The 23,105-nt window shown below is 65.2% G+C and carries 21 protein-coding genes; 15 read left to right on the plus strand and 6 right to left on the minus strand.

From position 1 onward, the window contains the following. Positions 1-152: 152 nt before the first annotated feature. Positions 153-1,625, minus strand: coding sequence for a PLP-dependent aminotransferase family protein (locus tag EJ072_RS13030; protein WP_126080056.1), 1,473 nt, complete (start codon positions 1,623-1,625; stop codon positions 153-155). Positions 1,626-2,258: 633 nt separating this feature from the next. Here EJ072_RS13030 and iolE (EJ072_RS13040) point away from each other — a divergent pair. From iolE (EJ072_RS13040) to iolG, 6 genes are all read left to right on the plus strand, one after another. Then, a complete protein-coding gene (iolE, locus tag EJ072_RS13040; protein WP_126080057.1) occupies positions 2,259-3,188 on the plus strand; it encodes a myo-inosose-2 dehydratase in 930 nt (309 codons plus the stop codon). After that, positions 3,178-4,020, plus strand: coding sequence for a polysaccharide deacetylase family protein (locus EJ072_RS13045; RefSeq protein WP_245467294.1), 843 nt, complete (start codon positions 3,178-3,180; stop codon positions 4,018-4,020). The genes iolE (EJ072_RS13040) and EJ072_RS13045 overlap by 11 nt, the downstream gene beginning before the upstream one ends. Positions 4,021-4,194: 174 nt before the next feature. Then, positions 4,195-5,184, plus strand: coding sequence for a sugar ABC transporter substrate-binding protein (locus EJ072_RS13050; protein WP_245467295.1), 990 nt, complete (start codon positions 4,195-4,197; stop codon positions 5,182-5,184). Positions 5,185-5,260: 76 nt separating this feature from the next. Then, positions 5,261-6,370, plus strand: coding sequence for an ABC transporter permease (locus EJ072_RS13055; RefSeq protein WP_245467296.1), 1,110 nt, complete (start codon positions 5,261-5,263; stop codon positions 6,368-6,370). Beyond that, complete coding sequence (locus EJ072_RS13060) at positions 6,370-7,188, plus strand: ATP-binding cassette domain-containing protein (RefSeq protein WP_126080060.1); 819 nt, start codon at positions 6,370-6,372, stop codon at positions 7,186-7,188. Before EJ072_RS13055 ends, EJ072_RS13060 begins: the two co-directional genes overlap by 1 nt. Before the next feature lie 20 nt (positions 7,189-7,208). After that, complete coding sequence (gene iolG, locus EJ072_RS13065; protein WP_126080061.1) at positions 7,209-8,201, plus strand: inositol 2-dehydrogenase; 993 nt, start codon at positions 7,209-7,211, stop codon at positions 8,199-8,201. Between the two features lie 14 nt (positions 8,202-8,215). On the opposite strand, the gene EJ072_RS13070 is transcribed toward iolG, so the two are convergent. Continuing rightward, complete coding sequence (locus EJ072_RS13070; protein WP_126080062.1) at positions 8,216-9,325, minus strand: Gfo/Idh/MocA family oxidoreductase; 1,110 nt, start codon at positions 9,323-9,325, stop codon at positions 8,216-8,218. A 158-nt stretch (positions 9,326-9,483) separates the two neighbouring features. Here EJ072_RS13070 and EJ072_RS13075 point away from each other — a divergent pair, with 158 nt between their 5' ends. From EJ072_RS13075 to phnN, 9 genes are all read left to right on the plus strand, one after another. Further along, the gene (locus EJ072_RS13075; RefSeq protein ID WP_126083614.1) at positions 9,484-10,329 is read left to right on the plus strand and encodes a MurR/RpiR family transcriptional regulator; all 846 of its coding nucleotides are present in this window, start codon (positions 9,484-9,486) and stop codon (positions 10,327-10,329) included. Between the two features lie 155 nt (positions 10,330-10,484). After that, entirely contained in the window at positions 10,485-12,419 is a 1,935-nt protein-coding gene (iolC, locus tag EJ072_RS13080) for a 5-dehydro-2-deoxygluconokinase (protein WP_126080063.1), read from the plus strand. Between the two features lie 51 nt (positions 12,420-12,470). Beyond that, positions 12,471-14,321 (plus strand): 3D-(3,5/4)-trihydroxycyclohexane-1,2-dione acylhydrolase (decyclizing), encoded by a 1,851-nt coding sequence (gene iolD, locus EJ072_RS13085; protein WP_126080064.1) that lies wholly within the window; start codon positions 12,471-12,473, stop codon positions 14,319-14,321. A 150-nt stretch (positions 14,322-14,471) separates the two neighbouring features. After that, positions 14,472-15,386 (plus strand): myo-inosose-2 dehydratase, encoded by a 915-nt coding sequence (gene iolE, locus EJ072_RS13090; RefSeq protein WP_126080065.1) that lies wholly within the window; start codon positions 14,472-14,474, stop codon positions 15,384-15,386. A 64-nt stretch (positions 15,387-15,450) separates the two neighbouring features. Next, positions 15,451-15,663, plus strand: coding sequence for a DUF3329 domain-containing protein (locus EJ072_RS13095; RefSeq protein ID WP_126080066.1), 213 nt, complete (start codon positions 15,451-15,453; stop codon positions 15,661-15,663). Positions 15,664-16,043: 380 nt separating this feature from the next. Continuing rightward, entirely contained in the window at positions 16,044-16,856 is an 813-nt protein-coding gene (iolB, locus tag EJ072_RS13100) for a 5-deoxy-glucuronate isomerase (protein ID WP_126080067.1), read from the plus strand. A 232-nt stretch (positions 16,857-17,088) separates the two neighbouring features. Then, positions 17,089-17,796: a DUF1045 domain-containing protein gene (locus EJ072_RS13105; RefSeq protein WP_126080068.1), complete on the plus strand. Its 708-nt coding sequence runs from the start codon at positions 17,089-17,091 to the stop codon at positions 17,794-17,796. A gap of 36 nt (positions 17,797-17,832) precedes the next feature. Further along, positions 17,833-18,972 carry an alpha-D-ribose 1-methylphosphonate 5-triphosphate diphosphatase gene (locus EJ072_RS13110; protein WP_126080069.1) on the plus strand — a complete coding sequence of 380 codons (1,140 nt, stop codon included), beginning with the start codon at positions 17,833-17,835 and terminating at the stop codon, positions 18,970-18,972. Further along, entirely contained in the window at positions 18,969-19,595 is a 627-nt protein-coding gene (gene phnN / locus EJ072_RS13115) for a phosphonate metabolism protein/1,5-bisphosphokinase (PRPP-forming) PhnN (RefSeq protein WP_189343300.1), read from the plus strand. Before EJ072_RS13110 ends, phnN begins: the two co-directional genes overlap by 4 nt. 180 nt (positions 19,596-19,775) lie before the next feature. Here the strand turns inward: phnN and EJ072_RS13120 are convergent, their stop codons facing one another. From EJ072_RS13120 to EJ072_RS13135, 4 genes are all read right to left on the minus strand, one after another. Further along, a complete protein-coding gene (locus EJ072_RS13120; protein ID WP_126080070.1) occupies positions 19,776-20,591 on the minus strand; it encodes an ATP-binding cassette domain-containing protein in 816 nt (271 codons plus the stop codon). Then, a complete protein-coding gene (locus EJ072_RS13125; RefSeq protein ID WP_245467297.1) occupies positions 20,591-21,322 on the minus strand; it encodes an ABC transporter permease in 732 nt (243 codons plus the stop codon). The genes EJ072_RS13120 and EJ072_RS13125 overlap by 1 nt, the downstream gene beginning before the upstream one ends. A 7-nt stretch (positions 21,323-21,329) precedes the next feature. Then, positions 21,330-22,076 carry an ABC transporter permease subunit gene (locus tag EJ072_RS13130; protein ID WP_245463128.1) on the minus strand — a complete coding sequence of 249 codons (747 nt, stop codon included), beginning with the start codon at positions 22,074-22,076 and terminating at the stop codon, positions 21,330-21,332. A gap of 76 nt (positions 22,077-22,152) precedes the next feature. Further along, positions 22,153-22,995, minus strand: a complete 843-nt coding sequence (locus EJ072_RS13135) for a transporter substrate-binding domain-containing protein (protein WP_245467298.1) — start codon at positions 22,993-22,995, stop codon at positions 22,153-22,155. Positions 22,996-23,105 lie beyond the last annotated feature (110 nt).

A 23,105-nucleotide genomic window follows, 5' to 3' on the forward strand; every position in this document is an offset into this window, starting at 1 on the left:
CGACGGTGACATTTGTGCCCGACCGAACGTGCGGTCAGTGGTGAGCGTTTAGAATTGATAGTCACCAAAGTAACATAGCAACGCCCAGTTTCATCTCCTCCTGCGTGCCCAATGTCAGGCGGTTCGCTATAGTTTTCTGGACTGCCAAAGCCTCACCCCAGCACCTCCCCTATCGCCGCCACCAGCCGCTCCACCCCGTCCCGCGTCTGCGCCGCGTCGCACGCCGCGTAGCCCAGCACCAGGCCTTGGGTCGGCGCCGTGTTCTGGAAATATTTCGACAGGGGCGAGACGTTGATGGCTCGCTTCGCCGCGGCCTGGCTGACCTTGATGTCGTCGATGCCGTCCCTCAGATAGCCCACCACCTGGATGCCGGCTTCGGCGGGGGAAAGCGTGATCTCGTCGCGCAGGCGCTCGGTGACGATGTCGCGGAAAAGCTGGCGGCGCTGGGCGTAGATGCGGCGCATGCGCTTCAGGTGCCGGCTCATATGGCCTTCGGTGATGAAGTCGGCCAAGGCGGCCTGGAGGAGCAGCGGCGCGAACTGGCCGGTGGTGGAGAGCGCGTTGACGATGCGGCCGGCGAGCTCCGGCGGCAGCACCATGAAGCCGAGGCGCAGGGCCGGGAACAGCAGCTTGGCGAAGGTGCCGACATAGATGACGCGGCCGGAGCGGTCCATGCTCTGGATCGCCGGCACGGGGCGGCCCTGAAAGCGGTATTCGCCGTCGAAATCGTCCTCGATCACCCATGAATTGGCGGTCTCGGCGATGTCGAGCAGGCGCAGCCGCTCCTCCATGCGCATGGTGATGCCGAGCGGATGCTGGCAGGCCGGCGTCACATAGATGAGATGGGGCAACGGGGCGGGGGGCTCGAGATACCAGCCGCGCTCCTGGTCGACGGGGATGGGCAGAACCCTTGCGCCGGCCACGGTGAAGGCGGCCTTGGCGCCGTAATAGCCGGGCTCCTCCATCCACACCGTGTCGCCGGGGTCGAGCAGCAGGCGCGCCAGAAGATCGAAGGCGGCCTGCGCGCCGGTGGTGACGACGATCTGCTCGGGTCGGCAGCGCACGCCGCGCGCGGAATAAAGATAGCCGGCGATCGCCTCCTTCAGCGCCGGGTGGCCGGTGACGTCATAGGTGCCGAACAGCGTCTCGCCGCCATGGCTGGCGCGGCGCGCGACCAGCCGGCCCCAGACGCCGAAGGGAAAGCTCTGCGCATCCGGCATGCCGGGATGGAAGGCGACATGCCCCGGCCTGCCGTGATGGTAGGGCTGGCTGAGCAGCAGCCGGCCGCGCAGCGAGGGCGACCGCAGTGGCACCGGCGGCTCCTCGCGCGGCGACTCGCGCGGGCCTTCGGGCAGGTCGACGATCACGGGCCGCGCGCCCTGGCGGTTGGCGAGATAGCCTTCGGTGACGAGCTGGTCGTAAGCGGCAACGATGGTGTTGCGGCCAAGGCCGAGCTCAGCGGCCAAGGCGCGGGTGGAGGGAAGCTCCGAGCCGGGGGGCAGCGCGCGGCTGCGGATGATGGCGACGAGGCCGTGATAGAGCTGGCGCGAGAGATGCTCCGGGCCGGCGCGGTTCACGGTGAGCGTGTCGAGGGGGAAGGGTTGGGGTTTGGCGTGCGGGCGCATGGGTTACGCCCGCCCATAGGTGCATTGGTGTGCCGCGGCGGGCTTGGCTTCCGACGTCGAGTTCCTTCGCCCCACTCTCTGTCCTGCCGGACTGCCCGGCCCTTCGCTGCCGCTCAGGGCTTTCGTCGCTCGGAAAGCCAAGCAATTGGCTTCCCGTCCGCTGCGCGGACCGCTCCTCAACCCCCTCAAGGGGGGAGATTGGATGTCGCGCCGGCTTTCGCCAATCGCCAACGTTGCAAGGGGAACGCCAGGGCTGAAGCTGCCAATCTCCCCCCTTGAGGGGGAGATGTCCGGCAGGGCAGAGAGGGGGGCCTCGCGCCGACGCTCGATCATTTCCAGATTTCCCATCCCCCATCCTGCCACAGCGACCCTGCCGTCACAAACTGGTTCCTTCATTTTCCAGAAAACTGGCCCTCGCGATGGAGACAGAGCGGCGTAGACTTCGCTCATAGACGTTGGGGATAAGACGTCGGCGCAAGACGGGGAAGACAAAGTCCGGGCAAGGCAACTGGGAGGCTGCCGGCCGGACAGGCAAGGCGAGCGCGATGCATCGCCCGCCGCAGGCATGAAGCCATTTCCCTCCCGAGACCATGAACCCCGCAGCCATCCTGGCCGCGGGGCGGAAAGCGAGCAATGACGACAGTTCGACTTGGCATCAACCCGATCACCTGGACCAATGACGATGTGCCGGAACTGGGCGGCGACACGCCGCTCGAGACCTGCCTCGCCGAGACCGCCGAGGCCGGCTATGCCGGCACCGAGCTTGGCGGCAAGTTCCCGCGCGACAGCCGCGCGCTTCGGCCAATCCTCGACCATTACGGGCTGGCGCTGATCTCCGGCTGGTATGACGGGCGCATCTGCGAGAAGGAGGTCGACGAGGAGTTCGAGGCGATCCGGCCGCATCTGACTTTATTGCGCGATCTCGGCGCCAGGCGCGTCGTCTATGCCGACACCTCGCGCGGCCGGCATGGCGCGATCCATGACCCGATCTCGCAGCGGCCGAAGCTGATGGACGGCGAATGGAAGGCCTATGGCGCCAAGATCACCAGGCTCGCCGAGCGGTTCTCCGATTTCGGCGTCGGCATGGCCTTCCACCATCACATGGGCACGATCGTCGAGACCGACACGGAGATCGACCGGCTGATGCACAGCACCGGCGAGGCGGTCGGCCTTCTCTACGACACCGGGCACTGCGCCTTTTCGGGCGGCGACCCGGAGCAATTGCTGCGCCGGCATGTCGAGCGCGTCGTGCATGTCCATTGCAAGGATGTGCGCCCGGCGATGCTGAAGAAGGCGCGCGAGGCCGACATGAGCTTCATGGGCGCGGTGATGGAAGGCATCTTCACCGTGCCAGGCGACGGCGCGATCGACTATGCGACGCTGCTCAAGATCCTCGCCGGCCAGGGCTATTCCGGCTGGCTGGTGGTGGAGGCCGAGCAGGACCCGGCCAAGGCGCACCCCTTGACCTATGCGACGATGGGGTATCGCAATCTGAAGAAGCTGGCGCAGGGCGCGGGCTTCTATGTCCACGAGCGCGCAAAGGAGGTCCGCCATGCCGGCTGAACGCAAGGTCGTCATAAACATCGACGATGTCGGCATGTGCCATGGCGCCAATGTCGCCTATCTCAAGCTGAAGCGCGCCGGCGCCGTCGACAGCGGCTCGGTGATGGTGCCCTGCCCGTGGTTCCTGGAGATCGCCGAGGAAGGGGCGAAGGACGCCTCGCTCAATCTCGGCGTCCACATCACGCTCACCTCGGAGAAGAAATACTACCGCTGGCGGCCGCTGACCAAGGCGAGCCAGGCCTCCGGCATCGTCGATGGCGACGGCTACCTGTTCCGCTCGGTGCCGGAATTGCGCGCCAAGGGCGAGCCGGAAGCGGTGGAGGCCGAGATGCGGGCGCAGATCGATGCGGCCAAGGCCGCGGGGCTGTCGCTCACCCATATGGACGGGCATATGGGCGCGGTGTTCTCGCCGGAATTCGTCGACCGCTACCCGGCTGTCGGCATCGACTACGGCCTGCCGACGCTGTTCCCGAAAAGCATCTCGGTCTATGGGCCGATCCACAATCTGGGCCCGCTGGACGATAGCGTCTTCTCCGCGCCGGGCAAGCGGCTGGAGCAAGCCGGCGAGACGCTGGCAAGCGCGGTGCTGGAGACGCCATGGCACCGCAACCAGCCAGCCCGGGCGCGCTACGAGGCGCTGTTCGGCCAGATCGGCGACGGGCTCAACTTCCTTTGCCTGCATGCCAACGCGCCTGGCGAGATCGAGGTGATCGAGCCCAGCTCGGCACAGATCCGCATCGACGAATTCGACCTGCTTCCAGACCCGGATTTCATGGCCTTCGTGGAGGGACTGTCCATCCGCCGCGGCACGCTCCGGGACTTTCGAGCATGACGAAAGCGGCCTGACCGGGAGGGTCGAGGCCGAGACTAATGCATGTCGCCCAAAAGTGCGAAGCGGTTTTGGGAGAACGACGTGCATCAAATCAAAGGCTTAAAGCGTGTCGCCTGAATCCGTTTCAGCGCGAAACGCTTTAAGGACGACAACGATAACTTGAGGAGAACCACTATGAGTGCCTTATTCTCGATGTCCGGACTGCGAAATGCGCTGAGCGCGGCGGCGCTCTCGCTCGCCTTTGCCGGCGCCGGCATTCTGCCAGCGCCGGCCCAGGTGAAGAAGGAAAGCGATGTGCGCATCGTCTTCGTCACCCACGGCCAGGCCAACGACGTCTATTGGAGCGTGGTGAAGAACGGCATGCAGGCCGCCGCCCAGCAGCTCGGCGTCAAGGTCGAATACCAGGCGCCGGAAACCTTCGACGTGGTGCGCATGGCGCGCATGATCGAGGCCGCCACGGCCTCGAAGCCGGACGGGCTGGTCGTCTCCATTCCCGACATGGACGCGCTGAAGGCGCCGGTGGAAGCGGCCAAGGCCGCCGGCATTCCGGTGGTGGTCATCGACAGCGGCGAGGAAGCGGTGGAGCCCTGGGGCCTCGACCTCTTCGTCGGCGGCGGCTCCGAATATGACAACGGCGTCAAGGCCGGCGAGATCATGGCCAAGGCCGGCGTCAAGAAGGGCGTCTGCATCAATCACGAGGTCGGCAATGTCAGCCTCGACAAGCGCTGCGAAGGCTACAATGACGGGCTGAAGAAGAGCGGCGGCTCCTCCGACGTGGTGGCGGCCACGATGGACCCGACCGACGTGACGCGCCGCGTCGAGGGCTATCTCACCGCGCATCCGGACGTCACCGGCGTGCTGACGCTGGGCCCGACGGTCGCCGCGCCGCTGCTCAAGATGTTCGAGGACGCCGGCACGATCGGCAATTACAAGATCGGCACGTTCGACCTGTCGCCCGAGATCCTCTATGCCGTCGCCAAGGGCACGATGATGTTCGGCATCGACAACCAGCAATATATGATGGGCTACTATCCGGTCGTCTTCCTCACCAACAAGGCGATGTACAAGACCTTCCCGACATCGGCCGTGCGCACCGGTCCGTCCTTCATCATGAAGGAGGACGCGGCCGCCGTGCGCGATCTCAGCAAGGCCGGCATCCGCTGATGCTATAATGGCCCGCCGGCGAAAGGCGCTGGCGGGCCCTTGTTGGATGCCCTGGACGCTTATTGGGATGACGATCGTGACCGAAGCTCTGAACCCGGCTCACCCGCCCGAGCCGAAGCCCGTTTCGCGACGCCTGGTGCGCCTGATGCGGCGGCCGGAGCTCGGCGCCATCACCGGCACCATCATCGTGTTCCTCGCCTTCGGCATCACCGCCGGCAACAGCGGCCTGTTCTCGATGGCCGGCATCGCCAATTTCCTGCAGGTGTCGGCGCAGCTCGGCATCCTCGCCGCAGCGGTGGCGCTGCTGATGATCGGCGGCGAGTTCGATCTTTCCCTCGGCTCGATGATCGGCTTTGCCAGCGTCACCATCGGGCTCTGCGTCACCCAGTTCGGGCTTTCCATCCCCGCGGCGGTGGCGATCGCCTTCGTCATCGCCATCATCGTCGGCGCGCTGAACGGCATCCTTGTGGTGCGCACCAGGCTGCCCTCCTTCATCGTCACGCTGGCCGGCCTGTTCATCCTGCGCGGGCTGACGCTCGCCATCACGCGCACCGTCACCGGGCGCACGCAGATCCCCTACATCACCGACGGCCAGGAAGGCGGCTTCGTCGTCTGGCTGTTCGGCGGCAAGTTCGGCGGGCCGGTCTTCGCCTGGCTTGCAGCGCATGGCGTGATCGCCGCGCGTCCCGACGGCTCGCCGATGGTGCAGGGCCTGTCCATGTCGATCCTGTGGTGGGTGGCGGTGACCGCCTTCGCCACCTGGCTGCTGATCAAGACGCGCTTCGGCAACTGGGTGTTCGCCGTCGGCGGCGACGACCGGGCGGCGCGCAATGTCGGCGTGCCGGTCGACCGGGTGAAGATCCTGCTGTTCATCGGCACGGCGCTGTCGGCGACGCTGTTCGCCGTCATCCAGGTGCTGGAGGCAGGCTCGGCCGATACGCTGCGCGGCACGCAGAAGGAATTCCAGGCGATCATCGCCGCGGTGATCGGCGGCTGCCTGCTCACCGGCGGCTACGGCTCGGCGATCGGCGCCATGTTCGGCGCGCTGATCTTCGGCACGGTGGAGATGGGCATCTTCTACACCGGCATTGACACCGACTGGTTCCAGGTCTTCCTCGGCTCGATGCTTTTGATCGCGGTGCTGGTCAACAATTACGTACGCCGCAAGGCGACGGAGGCGCGCTGATGACTGACGCCGTTCCGCTCATCGAACTGCGCAACGTCACCCGCCGCTTCGGCTCGGTGACGGCGCTGCGCGACATGTCGTTCGCCGCGCATGCCAGCGAGGTGCACTGCCTGCTCGGCGACAATGGCGCCGGCAAGTCGACGCTGATCAAGACGCTGTCGGGCGTGCACACGCCGAGCGAAGGCCAGATGTATGTCGACGGCAAGCCGGTGACCTTCACCTCGCCGCGCCAGGCGCTCGACGCCGGCATCGCCACGGTCTTCCAAGACCTGTCGATGATCCCGCTGATGAGCATCACGCGCAATTTCTTCCTTGGCCGCGAACCGGTGAAAGGCTGGGGGCCGGCCAGGCGTATCGACATGAAGACGGCCGACGCGATCGTCTATGACCAGCTCGGCAAGATCGGCATCAATGTGCGCGACCCGCAGCAGGCTGTCGGCACGCTTTCCGGCGGCGAGCGGCAATGCGTGGCGATCGCGCGCGCCGTCTATCACGGCGCCAGGGTGCTGATCCTCGACGAGCCGACCTCGGCGCTCGGGGTGCACCAGGCCTCGATCGTGCTGCGCTATGTGGCGCAGGCGCGCCAGCGCGGGCTCGCCGTCATCTTCATCACCCACAACATCCATCACGCCTATCCGATCGGCGATGTCTTCACCATGCTCAACCGCGGCCGCTCGCTCGGCACGTTCCGCAAGGGCGACATCAGCGAGAAGGAGGTGCTGGACATGATGGCCGGCGGCCGCGAGATCCGCGAATTGCAGCAGGAGCTGGAGCGCTTCACCAAGCCGAGATCCGGCGCGGAAGCGGTCACCTCCTGAAAGACTGAAAAGAGAGAAAAATGATCGACGCCGCATTGTTCGGCGCCGGGCTGATCGGCTCGGTGCATGCGAAAAATCTTGCCCGCCATCCGGATGTGCACCTGCGCACCATCGTGGACCCGCGCCGCGACGCGGCCGAGCGGATCGCGGCCGGCACAGGCGCCGAGATCGCCGATACCGCGACGGTGATTAACGACCCGTCGATCAAGGCGGTGGTGATCGCGTCGGCCACCCGCACGCATGCCGAGCTGATCATCGAAGCCGCCGCCAAGGGCAAGGCGATCTTCTGCGAGAAGCCGATCGACCTCGACATCGCCAGCACGGACCAGTGCCTGGCTGCCGTGGAGAAGGCCGGCGTGCCGCTGCAGATCGGTTTCAACCGGCGCTTCGATCCGTCCTTCGCCGCTGTCAAGAAAAGGATCGACGCCGGCGAGATTGGCGCGGTCGAGCAGGTGATCATCACCAGCCGCGACCCTGAGCCGGAAACCGAGGAAGCGCTGGCCGGCGGCGGCGGCGTGTTCCGCGAGATGACCATCCATGATTTCGACATGGCGCGCTTTCTGCTCGGCGAGGAGCCGGTGGAGCTCTTCGCCACCGGCTCCTCGCTGGTCGAGTCCTACTACGCCAGGCTCGGCGACTACGACACGGCGATGTTCATCCTGCGCACGGCGTCCGGCCGGCAGTGCCACATCAACAACAGCGTGCGCGCCGTCTATGGCTACGACCAGCGCATCGAGGTGCATGGCGCGAAGGGCATGCTGCAGGCCGGCAACCGCACGCCGACCTCGGTCAGCCTCAGCGGCGAGAGCGGGATCGCGGCCGACCGGCCGCTCTATTTCTTCGTCGAGCGCTATGCCGAATCCTACGAGGCCGAGCTCGACCATTTCATCCAGTCGGTCGCCGCGGGCCGGACGCCGGCGGTCGGCGCGGCGGACGGACGCAAGGCGATGATCCTATGCGAAGCCGCCCTTGCCTCGGCGAAATCCGGCCGATTCGAGCCTGTCCGGTTCTGACACGTTTGCCTGGCCTACCTCACATCGACCCAGCGCTGCTCCTGGAAGGAGCGCGCCATGGCATGCACGGTGCGCTCGATCTCCAGCCCCTCGTCGAAGTCGATGATGCGGGCCGGCTTGCCGGCGATGCGCATCAAAAGCTCGCGGCATTCGATCATCTTGAGGTCGTTGAAGCCGAGGCCATGGCCGGGCGCCGGCAGGAAGGAATCGTAGGGCTTGTGATGCGGCGCCACCAGGATGGTGCGGTAGCCCTGCTCGGTCGGCCGGTCGGCGGTGAGGTAGAGCTGGAACTCGTTCATCCGCTCCTGGTCGTAGAGGATCGAACCCTTCGAGCCGAATATCTGGATGGCGATGCGGCCCTTGCGGCCCCAGGCCGAGCGGTTGACCAGCAGCGTGCCGGCGACACCGTTTTCGAGATGCATGAGCACGCTGGCGATATCATAGGTCTCGACCGCGCGGCGGGCGCCCGAAGCGGTCTTGCGGTCGGCATAGGGTTTGGCCATGTCGCACATGACGCGCGAAACGCGGCCGAACAGTACCTTGATCAGCGACAGCGGATGGACGGCGAAATCGTCGAGCGCGCCGTAACCGGACGAAGCCTCGTGCTTCCAGAAGAACAGCGCTTCCGGGTCGGCCATGAAGTCCTCGTCCATCTCGATACGCACAAGGTTGATGTCGCCGATGATCTTTTCCTCGAGCAGCGCGCCGATATGGCGGATGGCGGGGTTCTGGATGTAGTTGTAGCCGAGCCCGGCGACCCTGCCGGATTTCCTGGCCGCGGCCGCCATGGTCTCGGCCTCGGCGAAACTCGGCGCCATCGGCTTCTCGCACCACAGATGCTTGCCGGCTTCGAGGATGGCGATCGCCATCTCGGGATGGAACTGGTTCGGCGTGGTCAGCGAGACGACATCGACCTCCGGATCGTTGACCACGGCGCGCCAGTCCCCGGAGCCCTTGGCGAAGCCGAACTCGCCGGCCTTGCGCCGGGCCAACTCGTCATTCACCTCGCCCAGATGCACCAGTTTCGGCTTGTCGACATCGGGAAAGACGGTGCTCACCGCGTTCCAGGCGATGGCGTGGCACTTGCCCATGAAGCCCGTGCCGATGAGGCCCACTCCGACCATGTCGATTGTCTCCGAGACGAAGGAAATACTGGTGTGGATTGATTAGTCCATTTTGGCTGCGAATGGAACATACAAATCATTTTTTATGGTGTTCTTGCGCGAACTCGCTATGATGAGGCAGGAGAGGGACAGACCTTATGGGCGCGGACGGAGTGACGATGGACGAACGGGTGCCTCGCGATTTCGAAACGCTGCGCGCGACGATCCTGGACAGGCGCGCGAGCCTGCCCAAGCGCATCGCGCAGATCGCCGCCTATGCGCTCGACAACCCCGACGATATCGCCTTCGGCACGGCGGCGAGCATCGCCGCCTCGGCCGGCGTCCAGCCCTCGACGCTGATCCGTTTTGCCCAGCAGCTCGGCTTCGACGGCTTCACCAGCCTGCAGCAGGTTTTCCGCGAGCGGCTGCGCGAGCGCAACTCCTCCTATGACGAAAGGCTGGCGGCGCTGCGTGCCAAGGCGGAGGAAGGCGCCGGCCACCGGGCAATCTTCGACGGCTTCGTCGCCGCCGCCAGCACCTCACTCAGCGACATTTCGCGTGCGTTGAACGACGCGCATTTCGAAGAGGCGATCGCACTCCTGGCGAAAGCCGAGACCATTTATGTGCTGGCCAAGCGCCGTTCCTATCCGGTCGCCGCCTACATCGCCTATGCGCTCGGCAAGCTCAAAATCCGCAACCAGCTGGTAGAATCGGCCGCGGGGCTCAATGCCGAGATGATCGGCTTCGCCACGCCGCGCGACGCCGTCATCGCCATCAGCTTCTCGCCTTACGCGCCGGCGACCATCGAGGAGACGCGCGCGATCGCAGAAGAGGGCGTGCCGATCGTGGCGATCACCGACTCGTCCTTCTCGCCGCTGGCGCAGTTCGCCAAGGTCTGGTTCGAGGTCGCCGAGGCCGATTTCGGCGGTTTCCGCTCGATCTCGGCGACGATGGCGCTGGCCATGGCGCTGACCGTTGCCGTCGGCGAAAAGCGCCGCGAAGCCGGGCGCCGGCGTAAGGGCTGAACCCTGCCGGCGGAGTGCTTTTCGGCATGGGAACGCTCATTCCATATTGACTGCTGATTGGAATTAATATTTCATATTGGCGACATCACGCCGTCGCTGGCGCGCGCTGTCCAAAACGACGCTGCTCTGCACAACAAGGCCGATGGGAGGTTCGAATGGGCGAAGCCGTGGAAGGGAAATACCCGCCGCTCGACGTCATCACCATCGGCCGCGCCTCGGTCGATCTCTACGGCCAGCAGATTGGCTCGCGGCTGGAGGACATCACCTCTTTCGCCAAGTCGGTCGGCGGCTGCCCGGCCAATATTTCCGTCGGCACGGCAAGGCTCGGCCTGCGTTCGGCGCTGCTCACGCGCGTCGGCGACGAGCAGATGGGCCGCTTCATCCGCGAACAGCTTCGGCGCGAGGGCGTCTCCGTTGACGGGTTGAAGACCGACAAGGAACGGCTGACGGCGCTGGTGCTGCTTTCGGTCGAGAGCGAAGGCGTCTCGCCGATGATTTTCTACCGCTCCGACTGCGCCGACATGGCGCTGGCCGAAGAGGATATCGACGAGGCCTTCATTGCCTCGGCGCGCTCCGTCGTCGTCACCGGCACGCATTTCTCGCGGCCGAATTCCGATGCCGCGCAGCGCAAGGCGATCCGGCTGATGAAGGCCCGAGGCGGCAAGGTAGTCTTCGACATCGACTATCGCCCGAACCTCTGGGGCCTTGCCGGCCATGCCGAAGGTTTCGAGCGTTATGTCAAATCCGACCGTGTCTCAGCGCAGCTGAAGACGGTGCTTCCGGACTGCGATCTCATTGTCGGCACCGAGGAGGAGATCATGATCGCTTCCGGAGCCGACGACTGTCTGAGCGCGCTGAAGACGATCCGTGCGCTTTCCTCGGCCACCATCGTGCTGAAGCGCGGCGCCAAGGGCTGCATCGTCTATGACGGCCCGATCAGCGACGACCTCGAGGACGGCATCGTCGGCAAGGGTTTCCCGATCGAGATCTACAATGTGCTGGGCGCCGGCGACGCCTTCATGTCCGGCTTCCTGCGCGGCTGGCTGGGCGGCGAAAGCTTTGCCACCGCAGCCACCTGGGCCAATGCCTGCGGCGCCTTTGCGGTGTCGCGCCTGCTCTGCGCGCCGGAATATCCGACCTTCGAGGAGCTGCAGTTCTTCCTGAAGAACGGCAGCAAGCACCTGGCGCTACGCAAGGACGAGGCGATCAACCACATCCATTGGGCAACGACACGCAGGCGCGACATTCCTTCGCTGATGGCGCTGGCCTGCGACCATCGCGTGCAGCTGGAGGATGTCGCGGCCAGGGTGGGCGCCGATCAATCGCGCATTCCGGACTTCAAGGTGCTGACGGTCAAGGCGGCGGCAAAAGTCGCCGCCGGCCGCGACGGCTACGGCATGCTGATCGACGAGAAATACGGCCGCGACGCGATGTTCGAATTCGCTCGCCATCCTTTCGCCTGGCTCGGCCGTCCGGTCGAGCTGCCCGGATCGCGGCCGCTGCGCTTCGAATTCTCGCAGGATATCGGCTCGCAACTCACCGAATGGCCGGTCGACCATTGCATCAAGTGCCTGTGCTTCTATCACCCGGACGATCCGGAAACGCTCAAAGTCGAGCAGCAGCAGAAGCTGCGCGCGCTGTTCGAGGCGGCGCGGAAAGTCGGCCGCGAACTGCTGGTCGAGATCATCGCCGGTAAGCATGGCAAGCTCGACGACACCACCATTCCGCGCGCGCTGGAGGAACTCTATGCGCTGGGCATCAAGCCCGACTGGTGGAAGCTCGAGCCGCAAGCTTCCGCAGGCGCCTGGGCGAAGATAGAACAGGTGATCGTCAGGAACGACCCATGGTGCCGCGGCGTCGTGCTGCTGGGGCTGGAAGCGCCGCAGGACGAGCTGGTCGCGGCCTTTGCGGCAACGGCCAATGCGCCGATCGTGAAAGGATTTGCCGTCGGTCGCACCATCTTCATCAACGCCGCCGAACAATGGTTGGCGGGCCGGATGTCGGATGACGAGGCCATCGCCGACATGGCGTCCCGTTTCGAACAGTTGACCGAAGCGTGGCTTGCCGCGCGCGGCCGTAAAGCAGCATAAGAAACGGGCAGCATAAGAAAACGGCGTCAACGAAAGCCGGAGGAAACGACAATGACGAAGACCGTTCGCCTGACGATGGCGCAGGCACTGACCCGCTTTCTCAGCCGGCAAATGACCGAGCTCGACGGCAAGACGGTGCCGATCTTCGGCGGCGTGTGGGCAATCTTCGGCCATGGCAATGTCGCCGGCATCGGCGAGGCGCTCTACCAGGTGCGCGACGAACTGCCGACCTTCCGCGCCCATAACGAGCAGGCGATGGCGCATGCGGCGATCGCCTATGGCAAGGCGAATTTCCGCCGCCGCTTCATGGCCGCGACCTCTTCGATCGGCCCCGGCGCGCTGAACATGGTGACCGCGGCGGCGCTGGCGCATGTGAACCGGCTGCCCGTCCTGTTCCTGCCCGGCGATGTGTTCGCCAACCGCCTGCCCGACCCGGTGCTGCAGCAGGCGGAGGATTTCTCCGACGGCACGGCGAGCGTCAACGACTGCTTCCGGCCCGTGTCGCGCTATTTCGATCGCATCACGCGGCCGGAGCAGATCATCCCGGCGCTCAACCGCGCGATGCAGGTGCTGACCGATCCAGCCGAATGCGGCCCGGTGACGCTGTCGCTCTGCCAGGACGTGCAGGCCGAGGCCTATGATTATCCGGAAAGCCTGTTCGCCGAACGGATCTGGACGCCACGGCGGCTGCGCCCCGACCGCAACGAGCTTGCGGCCGCCGTCGCGGCGCTGAAAGGGGCGAAGAAGCCGCTGGTGATCGCCGGCGGCGGCGTGCTCTATTCGCAGGCTTCCGATGAACTGGCGAAGCTGGTGCAGGGCGCCGGCATCCCGGTCTGCGAGACCCAGGGCGGCAAGTCCTCGCTGCCTGACGATCATCCGCTCAACATGGCGGCGGTCGGCGTGACCGGCACCTCGGCCGCCAACCGGCTGGCGGAGGAGGCCGACGTCGTGCTCGCCGTCGGCACCAGGCTGCAGGATTTCACGACCGGTTCCTGGGCGCTGTTCAAGAATGCCGGCCGCACCATCATCGGGCTGAACACGCAAGTCTTTGATGCGGGCAAGCACTGGGCGCTGCCGCTGGTCGCCGACGCCGGCGAAGGGCTTTCCGAACTGGCCGCGGCGCTGAAGGGCTGGACGGCGCCCGCCGCCTGGACCGACAATGCACTGAAGGGCAAGACGGAGTGGCAGGCCGCCGCCGCCAAGGTGACGGCTTCGACCAACGCCGCCTACCCTTCCGATGCGCAGGTGATCGGCGCCGTGCAGCGCGCCATGGGCTCGGGCGTGACGCTGCTGAATGCGTCTGGCGGCCTGCCGGGAGAACTGCACAAACTCTGGCAGGCGGGCGCTCCCGGCTCGTATCATGGGGAATACGGCTTCTCGACCATGGGTTACGAGATCGCCGGCGGGCTCGGCGCCAAGATGGCCAAGCCTGATCAGGAGGTCGTCGTCATGGTCGGCGACGGCTCCTATCTGATGATGAATTCCGAGATCGCCACCTCGGTGATGCTTGGCCTGAAGCTCACCATCGTGCTGCTCGACAATCGCGGCTATGGCTGCATCAACCGGCTGCAGATGGCGACCGGCGGCGCCAACTTCAACAATCTCTTGAAGGACGCGCGCCACGAGGTGCTGCCCGATGTCGATTTCGCCGCGCATGCCGCAAGCATGGGTGCCATCGCCGAGAAGGTGGCGTCGATCGCCGAGCTGGAAACGGCGCTGGCCAAGGCGAAGAAGAACGACAGGACGACCGTTCTGGTCATAGACACCGATCCGCTGGTTTCGACCGAGGCCGGCGGCCACTGGTGGGACGTCGCCGTGCCGGAGGTCTCGGCGCGACGCGAAGTGAACGCAGCGCGCAAAGTCTACGAAGAAAAGCGTCAAATGCAGAAGATCGGAGATTGAAGCTGACAGCGCAGATCCCCTACCTCCCCCTTGTGGGGAGGTCGGACCGAAGGTCCGGGTGGGGGTCGGCGCTGCCCCCTCCCCGCTGCTTCGCAGCGACCCTCACCACAAAGGGGGAGGGTAGGAACGAACCGACATTGGAGTGACGACTTGAAAGCCAAACTGGGCATGTCTCCCATCGCATGGTGGAACGACGATCTCGTGGAACTGAGCGACGACGTGTCGCTGGAGGAGTGCCTGCGCCAGTCGCGCTCGGCCGGCTTCACCGGCATGGAGATGGGCCGCCGCTTCCCCAACGATCCCAAGGTGATGCTGCCGATCCTGAAGGAGGCCGACGTCACCCTTTGCGGCGGCTGGTTCTCCGGCACGCTGGTCAACGAGGACCTGGCGAAGAACAAGGACCGCATCCAGCCTATGATCGACCTGTTCAAGGCGGTCGACGCGCCCTGCATCGTTTATGGCGAGGTCGGCCGTTCGATCCAGGGCGACCGCTCGAAGCCTTTGGCCACCAAGCCAAAACTTTCGGACGACGAGATGAAGGCCTATGGCCGGCGCGTCACCGAATTCGGCGAATGGTGCGCGGAGCAGGGCATGCCGCTTTCCTACCACCATCACATGGCCGCTGTGGTCGAGACCGAGCCGGAGCTCGATGCCTTCATGCGCAACTCCGGCGAAGGCATCCCGCTTTTGCTCGACGCCGGCCATCTCGCCTTTGCCGGCGGCGATGTGCTGCGCGCCATCGACAACCATTACAAGCGCATCAACCATGTCCATCTGAAGGATGTGCGCATGGGTGTGATCGAGGGGCTCGACCGCTCCAAACAGTCCTTCCTCGATGCCGTGGCGCTCGGCGCCTTCACCGTGCCGGGCGACGGCTCGCTCGATTTCGGCGCCATCGTTCAGCGTTTCGCCGATTATGGCTATGAAGGCTGGTTCGTCGTGGAAGCCGAACAGGATCCTAAGAAGAACCCGCCGCTCAAGATGGCCCAGGTCGGCCACAAGGAGCTGATGCGAGTGATGACAGCCGCCGGCTACACGGTGGAGACGCAAGGGTTTCCGGCCTGAACGGTGGATCTGGTCCAGCGCCCGGTTTATCCGTTGCGCTTTGGGCAAATCCTGGATTGGCGTGATGAAAGACTATGAGCATCCCTTCTTCCGGCCGTTGTGGCGACGCATCGCCGTCGTCGCGGTCTGCCTGATCTGGTCGGCGATCGAGTTCGCCTCCGGCACGCCGTTCTGGGGCATCATCGCGCTCGGCTTCGCCGGCTATGCGGTGTGGCAGTTTTTCTATCTCTACAAGCCGGCGGAGGAGGCGAAGCCTCCGGCCGAGCCGAAGGAATGAGGCGGAAGCCATGGCGCGGACGTTTTTGCGGATCGGGTGCTGCGTGCGTCATAGATCGCATACGTCGGCGATTGGCCGGAACGCACCTCGCTTCGTCATCCTAGGGCGGAGCAAGGAGCGCAGCGACGCAGCGCAGGCCTAGGATCCATGCCATGACTTTGAAGTGTTGCAACGGTGCAGAATTCTGCTCCGCTGGCATTCCACGTCTGAGGTAACGGCATGGATCCTAGGGTCTCCGCGACGGAGCTTCGCTCCTGCTTCGCCCTAGGATGACGAAGTTTAGAGGCCACGGCCAACACCGAAGGTTTGCGCCGGATTCCTCAGCTGGTGAAATCTCTGGGTCGCCAGCCCGCTGAGCGAACAAGGACAGGAGAGACAAAATGTCGAAACTCATCGTCAAGGCCGACAGGGGCCACGGCCATGTCGCGCATGTCACGCCGCAAAGCGCCGGCTGGACCTATGTCGGGTTCGACCTGCATCGGCTGAAGGTGGGCGAGACGGCGTCCGGCAAGACGGGCGACCGCGAGGTTTGCCTGGTCTTCGTTACCGGCAAGGGCAAGGCGACCGCCGGCGGCAAGGATCTCGGCCTGCTCGGCGAGCGCATGTCGCCTTTCGAAGGCAAGCCGTGGTCGGTCTATGTGCCGCAAGGCACCGAATGGTCGGTGACCGCCGACACCGAGCTGGAACTCGCCGTCTGCTCGGCGCCGGGCCTCGGCGGCGGCCTGCCGGTGCGCGTCATCGGGCCGGACGATCTCGGCCAGGAGGTACGTGGCAAGGGCACCAACACGCGCTACGTCACCAACATCCTGCCCGAGGGCAAGCCGGCGGATTCGCTGCTGGTGGTCGAGGTCATCACGCCCGGCGGCCACACGTCCAGCTACCCGCCGCACAAGCACGACCAGGACAATCTGCCGGCCGAATCCTACCTGGAAGAGACCTACTATCACCGCCTCAACCCGCCGCAGGGTTTTGCCTTCCAGCGCGTCTACACCGACGCCGACCGCAACGGCGTGCGCGAGCTGGACGAGGCCATGGCGATCGAGGACGGCGATGTCGTGCTGGTGCCGAAGGGCTATCACCCCTGCGCGGCCTGCCACGGCTACGACCTCTATTATCTCAACGTCATGGCCGGACCGAAGCGGACGTGGAAATTCCACAACGCGGCCGAGCACGAATGGCTGATGAAGGCCTGACCGCGCATTGGTCCAGCCCGGAAAAATCGTCGGCTAACGAGCTTGCGGCTGGACTTGCCTTCGAAAACCCATGAAAGCTTCGTCAATCCGTCATGGAAATCACCTATGGCAGCGGTTCCGGTGCATGTCGCCGCAAACGCCTTGGCGTTTTGGGACCCACGACTTGCCAAGACAATGACTTGAAGCGCGTCGCATGATCCTTCGGGCGCGGCGCGCTTGACGAGGAACGCCGATGCGATACGCCATCTACTACACACCGGAACAGGACGAGAAGCTGGCGCGCATTGCCGCCAACTGGCTGGGCCGTGACCCATTCGGGGCGGCGACGCGGCCGGTGGAGGCCGTCGGCGATCTGTCTGCCGCGGAAGTCGCCTTCCACACCGCCTCGGCCAGGCGCTACGGGTTCCATGCGACGCTGAAGGCGCCATTCCGGCTGGCGCCGAACGAGACCGAAGCCTCGCTGCGGGCCGCGCTCGACGCTTTCGCCGAGGCGACGCCGCCTGTCGTCATCCCGCGTCTGGTCGTCGGGCAGATCGACGGCTTCTTCGCGCTGGTGCCGGAAACGCGGTTCGCGCCGCTCAACGACTTCGCCGGCGAGGTGGTGCGCGCCTTCGACAGTTTCCGGGCGCCGCTGACCGAGGCCGAGATCGAGCGACGCAGCCCCGATGCGCTGAAGCCGGACGAGTTCCGCAACCTCTGCCAATGGGGCTATCCTTACGTCTTCGACACGTTCCGCTTCCACATGACGCTGTCGGGGCGCGTCGGGCCGGAGGAGAGCCCGCGTCTTCGCGCGGCGATCGACGGCCTGTTCGCCGACGTGCTGCGGCAGCCGGTGCCGGTCGATGCGCTGACCTTGTTCGTCGAAAGCGAGCCTGGCGCCCCGTTCATGGTGCTTTCGCACCACGCGCTTGGCCGTGGCCAGGCCCGCAAGACAGCTTGATTTGATTGCCGACCGCTCGAGATAGGACCGCCTGAGATGACCGCCGAAACCGTTCTCACCAATACCCGCATCGTGCTGCCCGACGAGATCGTCGAGGGCTCGCTTCTGTTGCGCGACGGCCTGATCGCCGCCGTCGAGCCGGGCGCTGCCCGCACCGGCGAGGATATGGGCGGCGACTACATCATCCCGGGCCTCGTCGAGCTGCACACCGATCACCTCGAAGGGCATTACGCGCCACGCCCGAAAGTGCGCTGGAACCCGATCGCCGCCGTGCTTGCCCATGATGCCCAGGTGGCGACCGCCGGCATCACCACCGTGCTCGACGCCCTGCGCGTCGGCATGGACGAGGACGCCGACCTGAAATCCGACGATGTGCGCAAGCTGGCCGATGCGATCGAAGATAGCGTGCGCCAGGATCGGCTCAGGGCCGACCATTTCATCCATTTGCGCTGCGAGGTCTCGGCGCCGGACTGCCTCGAGGCTTTCGCCAATTTCGAGACTGACGACAGGGTGAAGCTCGCCTCGCTGATGGATCACGCGCCCGGACAGCGCCAGTTCGTCAATCTCGAGACCTATGCCTATTACTACCAGCGCAAGCTGAAGCTGACCGACCGCGACTTCCAGAAATTCTGCGAGAAGCGAATGGCGGAATCGGCCCGCAATTCCGGCCCGAACCGGGTTTTCATCTCGGCCGCCTGCCGCGAGCGCGGCATCGTGCTGGCCAGCCATGACGATGCAACCGCCGGCCATGTCGACGAGGCGATCGAGCAGGGCGTGCGCGTCGCCGAGTTCCCGACGACGGAAGAAGCGGCCAAGGCCTCCAAGGCGGCGGGTCTCGGCGTGCTGATGGGTGCGCCGAACGTCATGCGCGGCGCCTCGCATTCCGGCAATGTCTCGGCGCGCACGCTTGCCGCCGACGGCCTGCTCGACATCCTGTCGTCCGACTACATCCCCTTCAGCCTGATCCAGTCGGCCTTCTTCCTCGGCGATGTCGTCGAAGGGATTTCGCTGCCCCAGGCTGTAGCGATGGTCTCGAAGAACCCGGCCGAAGCGGTCGGCCTCGCCGACCGCGGCGTCATCGAGCCTGGCCGCCGCGCCGATCTGGTGCGCGTGCGCGTCGACGACCATGTGCCGGTCGTGCGCACCGTGTGGCGCCAGGGCCGCCGGGTCGCATGATGGTCTCGGCCCTCATCGAGCGCGAGCTGGCCGATAGCCTGCCGATCCGCAACGGCGTCTTCGTCGCGGTGGTCGGCCCGAGCGGTGCCGGCAAGGATACGGTGATCGGCTACGCCAAGCAGCGTTTTGCCGGTGAGACGCGGCTGGAATTCGTGCGCCGCGTCATCACCCGGCCAAGTGACACCGCAAGCGAGGATCACGACACGCTGGCGGATGCCGCCTTCGCGGAAGCCGAGGCAGACGGCGCCTTCTCGCTGTGCTGGGACGCGCACGGCCTGCGCTACGGCCTGCCGGCCGATGTCGACTGGGCCGTGGCGAACGGCCATGTCGCCGTGGCGAATGTCTCCCGCGCGGTCATCCCGGCGCTGCGCGAACGCTACGCCAACCTGGCCGTGGTCGAGATCACCGCCACGCCGGAGATCCTCGCCGAGCGGCTGGCGGCGCGCGGCCGCGAATCGCGCGGCGAAGTGCTTGCCCGCCTGGCGCGCAGCGCCAGCGTCAAGCTGACCGGGCCGGACGTCACCTCGATCGACAACAGCGGCGACAAGGAGCTCGCCGGCGAACGCTTCGCCGAGGTGCTGCGCAAGGCGATGGCGTTTTCCGGTCTGTCGGACATGATTTAAGCGCCTTCCCTTCTCCCCCTTGTGGGAGCAGGTGGCTGCGAAGCGGCCGGATGAAGGGTGCTGGAAGGAATGAAGCGCTGGCGGTTGGGCACAACGGTGCTGCCAGGCGAACGCCATTGCCCAGCTGGAACACCCCTCATCCGTCTCGGCGCTTCGCGCCGATCCGAGAAGGAGAGGCGCCTACTTGTTGAAGTTGGCGATGAACTGCTTGAACTGCGGCGTCGGCGGCCTGGCGAACATCTCCTTCGGCTCGCCGACCGAATCCACCTCGCCCTTGTGCAGGAACATCACCTTGCTCGACACGTCGCGGGCGAAGCCCATTTCGTGGGTGACGACGAGCATGGTGCGCCCTTCCTCGGCAAGCGAGCGCATGACGCGCAGCACCTCGCCGACCAGTTCCGGATCGAGCGCCGATGTCGGCTCGTCGAACAGCATCACCTTGGGGTTCATCGCCAGGGCGCGGGCAATTGCCGCGCGCTGCTGCTGGCCGCCCGACATATGCGGCGGATAGTAGTTGCGGCGCTCCCATATGCCGACGCGCTTCAGCAAGGCCTCGGCCTGCTCCAGGCACTCGGCGCGCGGCCGCTTCAAAACATGCGTCGGCGCGGCGACGAGGTTTTCCAGCACGGTCATGTGCGACCAGAGATTGAAGCTCTGGAAGACCATGGCGAGGTTGGCGCGAATCCGTTCCACCTGGCGGATGTCGGCCGGCATCTGATGGCCGTCGCGGCTTCGCTTCATCTTGATCAGCTCGCCGTCGACCCGCACCTCGCCGGAGTCAGGGGTCTCCAGCAGGTTGATGCAGCGAAGCATCGTGCTCTTGCCGGACCCGGAGGAGCCGAGGATGGAAATCACGTCGCCCTTGTGGGCTTCCAGCGAAATGCCCTTGAGCACCTCGTGATCGCCAAAGCATTTGCGCAGGTCCTTGACGCTGATGGCAGGCGTCACTCCGGAGGACGGTGCTGCTTTCGCGGCAGCGGCGACATTTGCCGACATCACAACACCTCCGGTACGGGTTTGATTTGCTGACTCTGCTCGGGCGGCGGCCGCAGATGCGGCGACAGCCGGTATTCGACCCAGGCGAACAGCCGGGCGATCGACAGGTTGAGCAGCAGGTAGATCACGCCGGCGCAGGTCAGCACCTCGATCGGCCGGAACGTGTCGTGCTGGATCTTCTGCGCCGTTCCCATCATCTCCATGATCGTGACCACCGAGGCGAGCGCGGTCGCCTTGGTCATCAGGATGATTTCGGTCGAATAGGCCGGCAGAGCGAGCCGCAGCGCGATCGGGAGCGTGACGAGGCGGAAACGGGTGAAGGCCGACATGCCGAACGCCTTGGCCGCCTCGATCTGTCCGACCGGCACCGCCCGCAGCGCGCCGCGGAATATCTCGCTCTCATAGGCGGCCGTGTTCAAGGCCATAGCGACGATCGTGCAATACATCGGATCGCGCAGGATCGGCCACAGGATCGAGCTGTGGCGGACGAAGTCGAACTGGGAGAGGCCGAAATAGATCAAATAGAGCTGCACCAGAAGCGGCGAGCCACGGAAGATGAAGACATAGGCGCGGGTGAAATATTCGCCCAATCTGTAGCCGGAAGCCCGCAGCCAGGTCAGGCCGGTGGCGATGATCAGCCCGAAGGCGATGCCGAAGAACCAGATCTCGAGCGTCAGCGGCAGCGCCTTCAGCACGCTCCACATGGTGGGAAGGTAGAAGTCGAGATCCACCGCCACCTCACTTCGGCCGCGTGAAACTGCGCGAGGTGTAACGCTCGGCCTTTTCGAAGATCGGCGTCGAGATCGAGGTCATCACCAGGTAAAGGATGCCAGCGACCGTGTAGAAAAGCAGCGAATGATGCGTCGAACGCGCGGCCTTGTTCGCGGTGAGCATCAGCTCCGCGACGCCGGTGACCGAGATCAGCGCCGAATCCTTGATGGTCAATTGCCAGACATTGCCCAGCCCCGGCACGGCGAGGCGCAGCACCTGGGGCACGATCACGAGGCGAAACCGCAGCCAGGCCGACATGCCGTAGGCGCGCGCCGCCTCCAGCTCGCCGCGGTGGATCGCCAGGAACGAGCCGCGAAAAACCTCGGCCTGGTAGGCGCCGGAAATGATGCCGACCGCAAGCACGCCGCCGAGGAAGCTCGGCATGTTCAGGATGTCGGTCGAGCCGATCGATCCGGTCGACCGCGCCACACCGGTCAGCACCTGCGTGCCGCCATAGTAGAACAGGTAGATGATCAGAAGTTCCGGTTCGCCGCGGAAGACGGTGGTGTAGCTCTCGCCGATGAACCTCAATCCGCCGCGATGCGAGAGCTTGGCCGCAGCCACCAGTGAGCCCAGCGCAGCACCAATCAGCATCGAGACGACGGTGACGGCGAGCGTCCAGGCGATGCCCCAGAGCAGTTGCACGCCCCAGCCGGCGGCCAGCAGCTCATAGGCCGTCGAAAACTGCGCCTGCAGATCGTTGAGAAACTCCACGTACGCCTTCCTTCCCGGCGACGGTTCCTTGTCTCAGTGCAAAACGGGAGCAGCCTTGGCTGCTCCCGTTGCGACATCACTTGGTAATGTCGATCTTGAACCACTGCATGGAGTATTTTGACACCGAGCCGTCGTCGAGCGCGGCCTTGAGTGCCTTGTTGTAAATGTCCTGCAGGTCCTTGTCGCTCTTGCGGAAGGCGGCGCCGATGCCCGGCCCGAGGATCGGACCACCCTTGAATTGCGGCCCGACGAATTCCAGGTCCTTGGCGTCGGGCTTGGCCAGCGTGCCGAGGAAATAGGTGGTGTCGGCGAAGGCCACGTCGATGCGGCCCGCCATCAGGTCGAGGTCGTGCTCGTCGGTGGTCTTGTATTCATGGACGTTGGCGACGTCCTTCAGATATTTGTCGGCGAAGGTCGCCTCGGTGGTCGAGACCTGCAGGCCGACATTCTTGCCGGTGAGCTCCTTGCGCAGCGTGTCGAGCGCCGCCTTGGATTCGGCGTCGTCCTTCGACAAATCGATCATCTTGCCTTTGTTGGACAGGTTGGCCAGCGGGCCGTTCTTGTCGGCCAGGAAGGCCACCGGCGACGAGGCATAAGGGATCGAGAAGTCGATCGTTTTCATGCGCTCCTCGGTGATCGACATGCCGTCCATGACGATGTCGAACTTGCCTGCGGTGAGGCCCGGAATGACGCCGTCCCAATCCTGCGCGACGATGTTGCATTCGAGCTTGGCGCGGGCGCAGACATCGTTGAGGATATCCACCTCAAAGCCGACGATCTTGCCGCTGGCATCGGTCTGATTCCAGGGGGCATAGGAGCCCTCCATGGCGACGGAAACGGTCTTCCAGTCCTTGGCCAGTGCCGGGGTCGAGCAGGTCAACGCCAGCGCCGCGAGCGCGATCCAACCTGATGATGTCACTGTAGTTACTCCCATTTTTGTTCTTGGAATGCTCAGATACCAACTGCTTAGCCCAGCCCCGATTCGCCGACAAGGGCTGTTTTCCGGTTCACGGGTTGTTGCAATTCGTC

Source organism: Mesorhizobium sp. M2A.F.Ca.ET.046.03.2.1 (assembly GCF_003952425.1).
Lineage (GTDB): Bacteria > Pseudomonadota > Alphaproteobacteria > Rhizobiales > Rhizobiaceae > Mesorhizobium.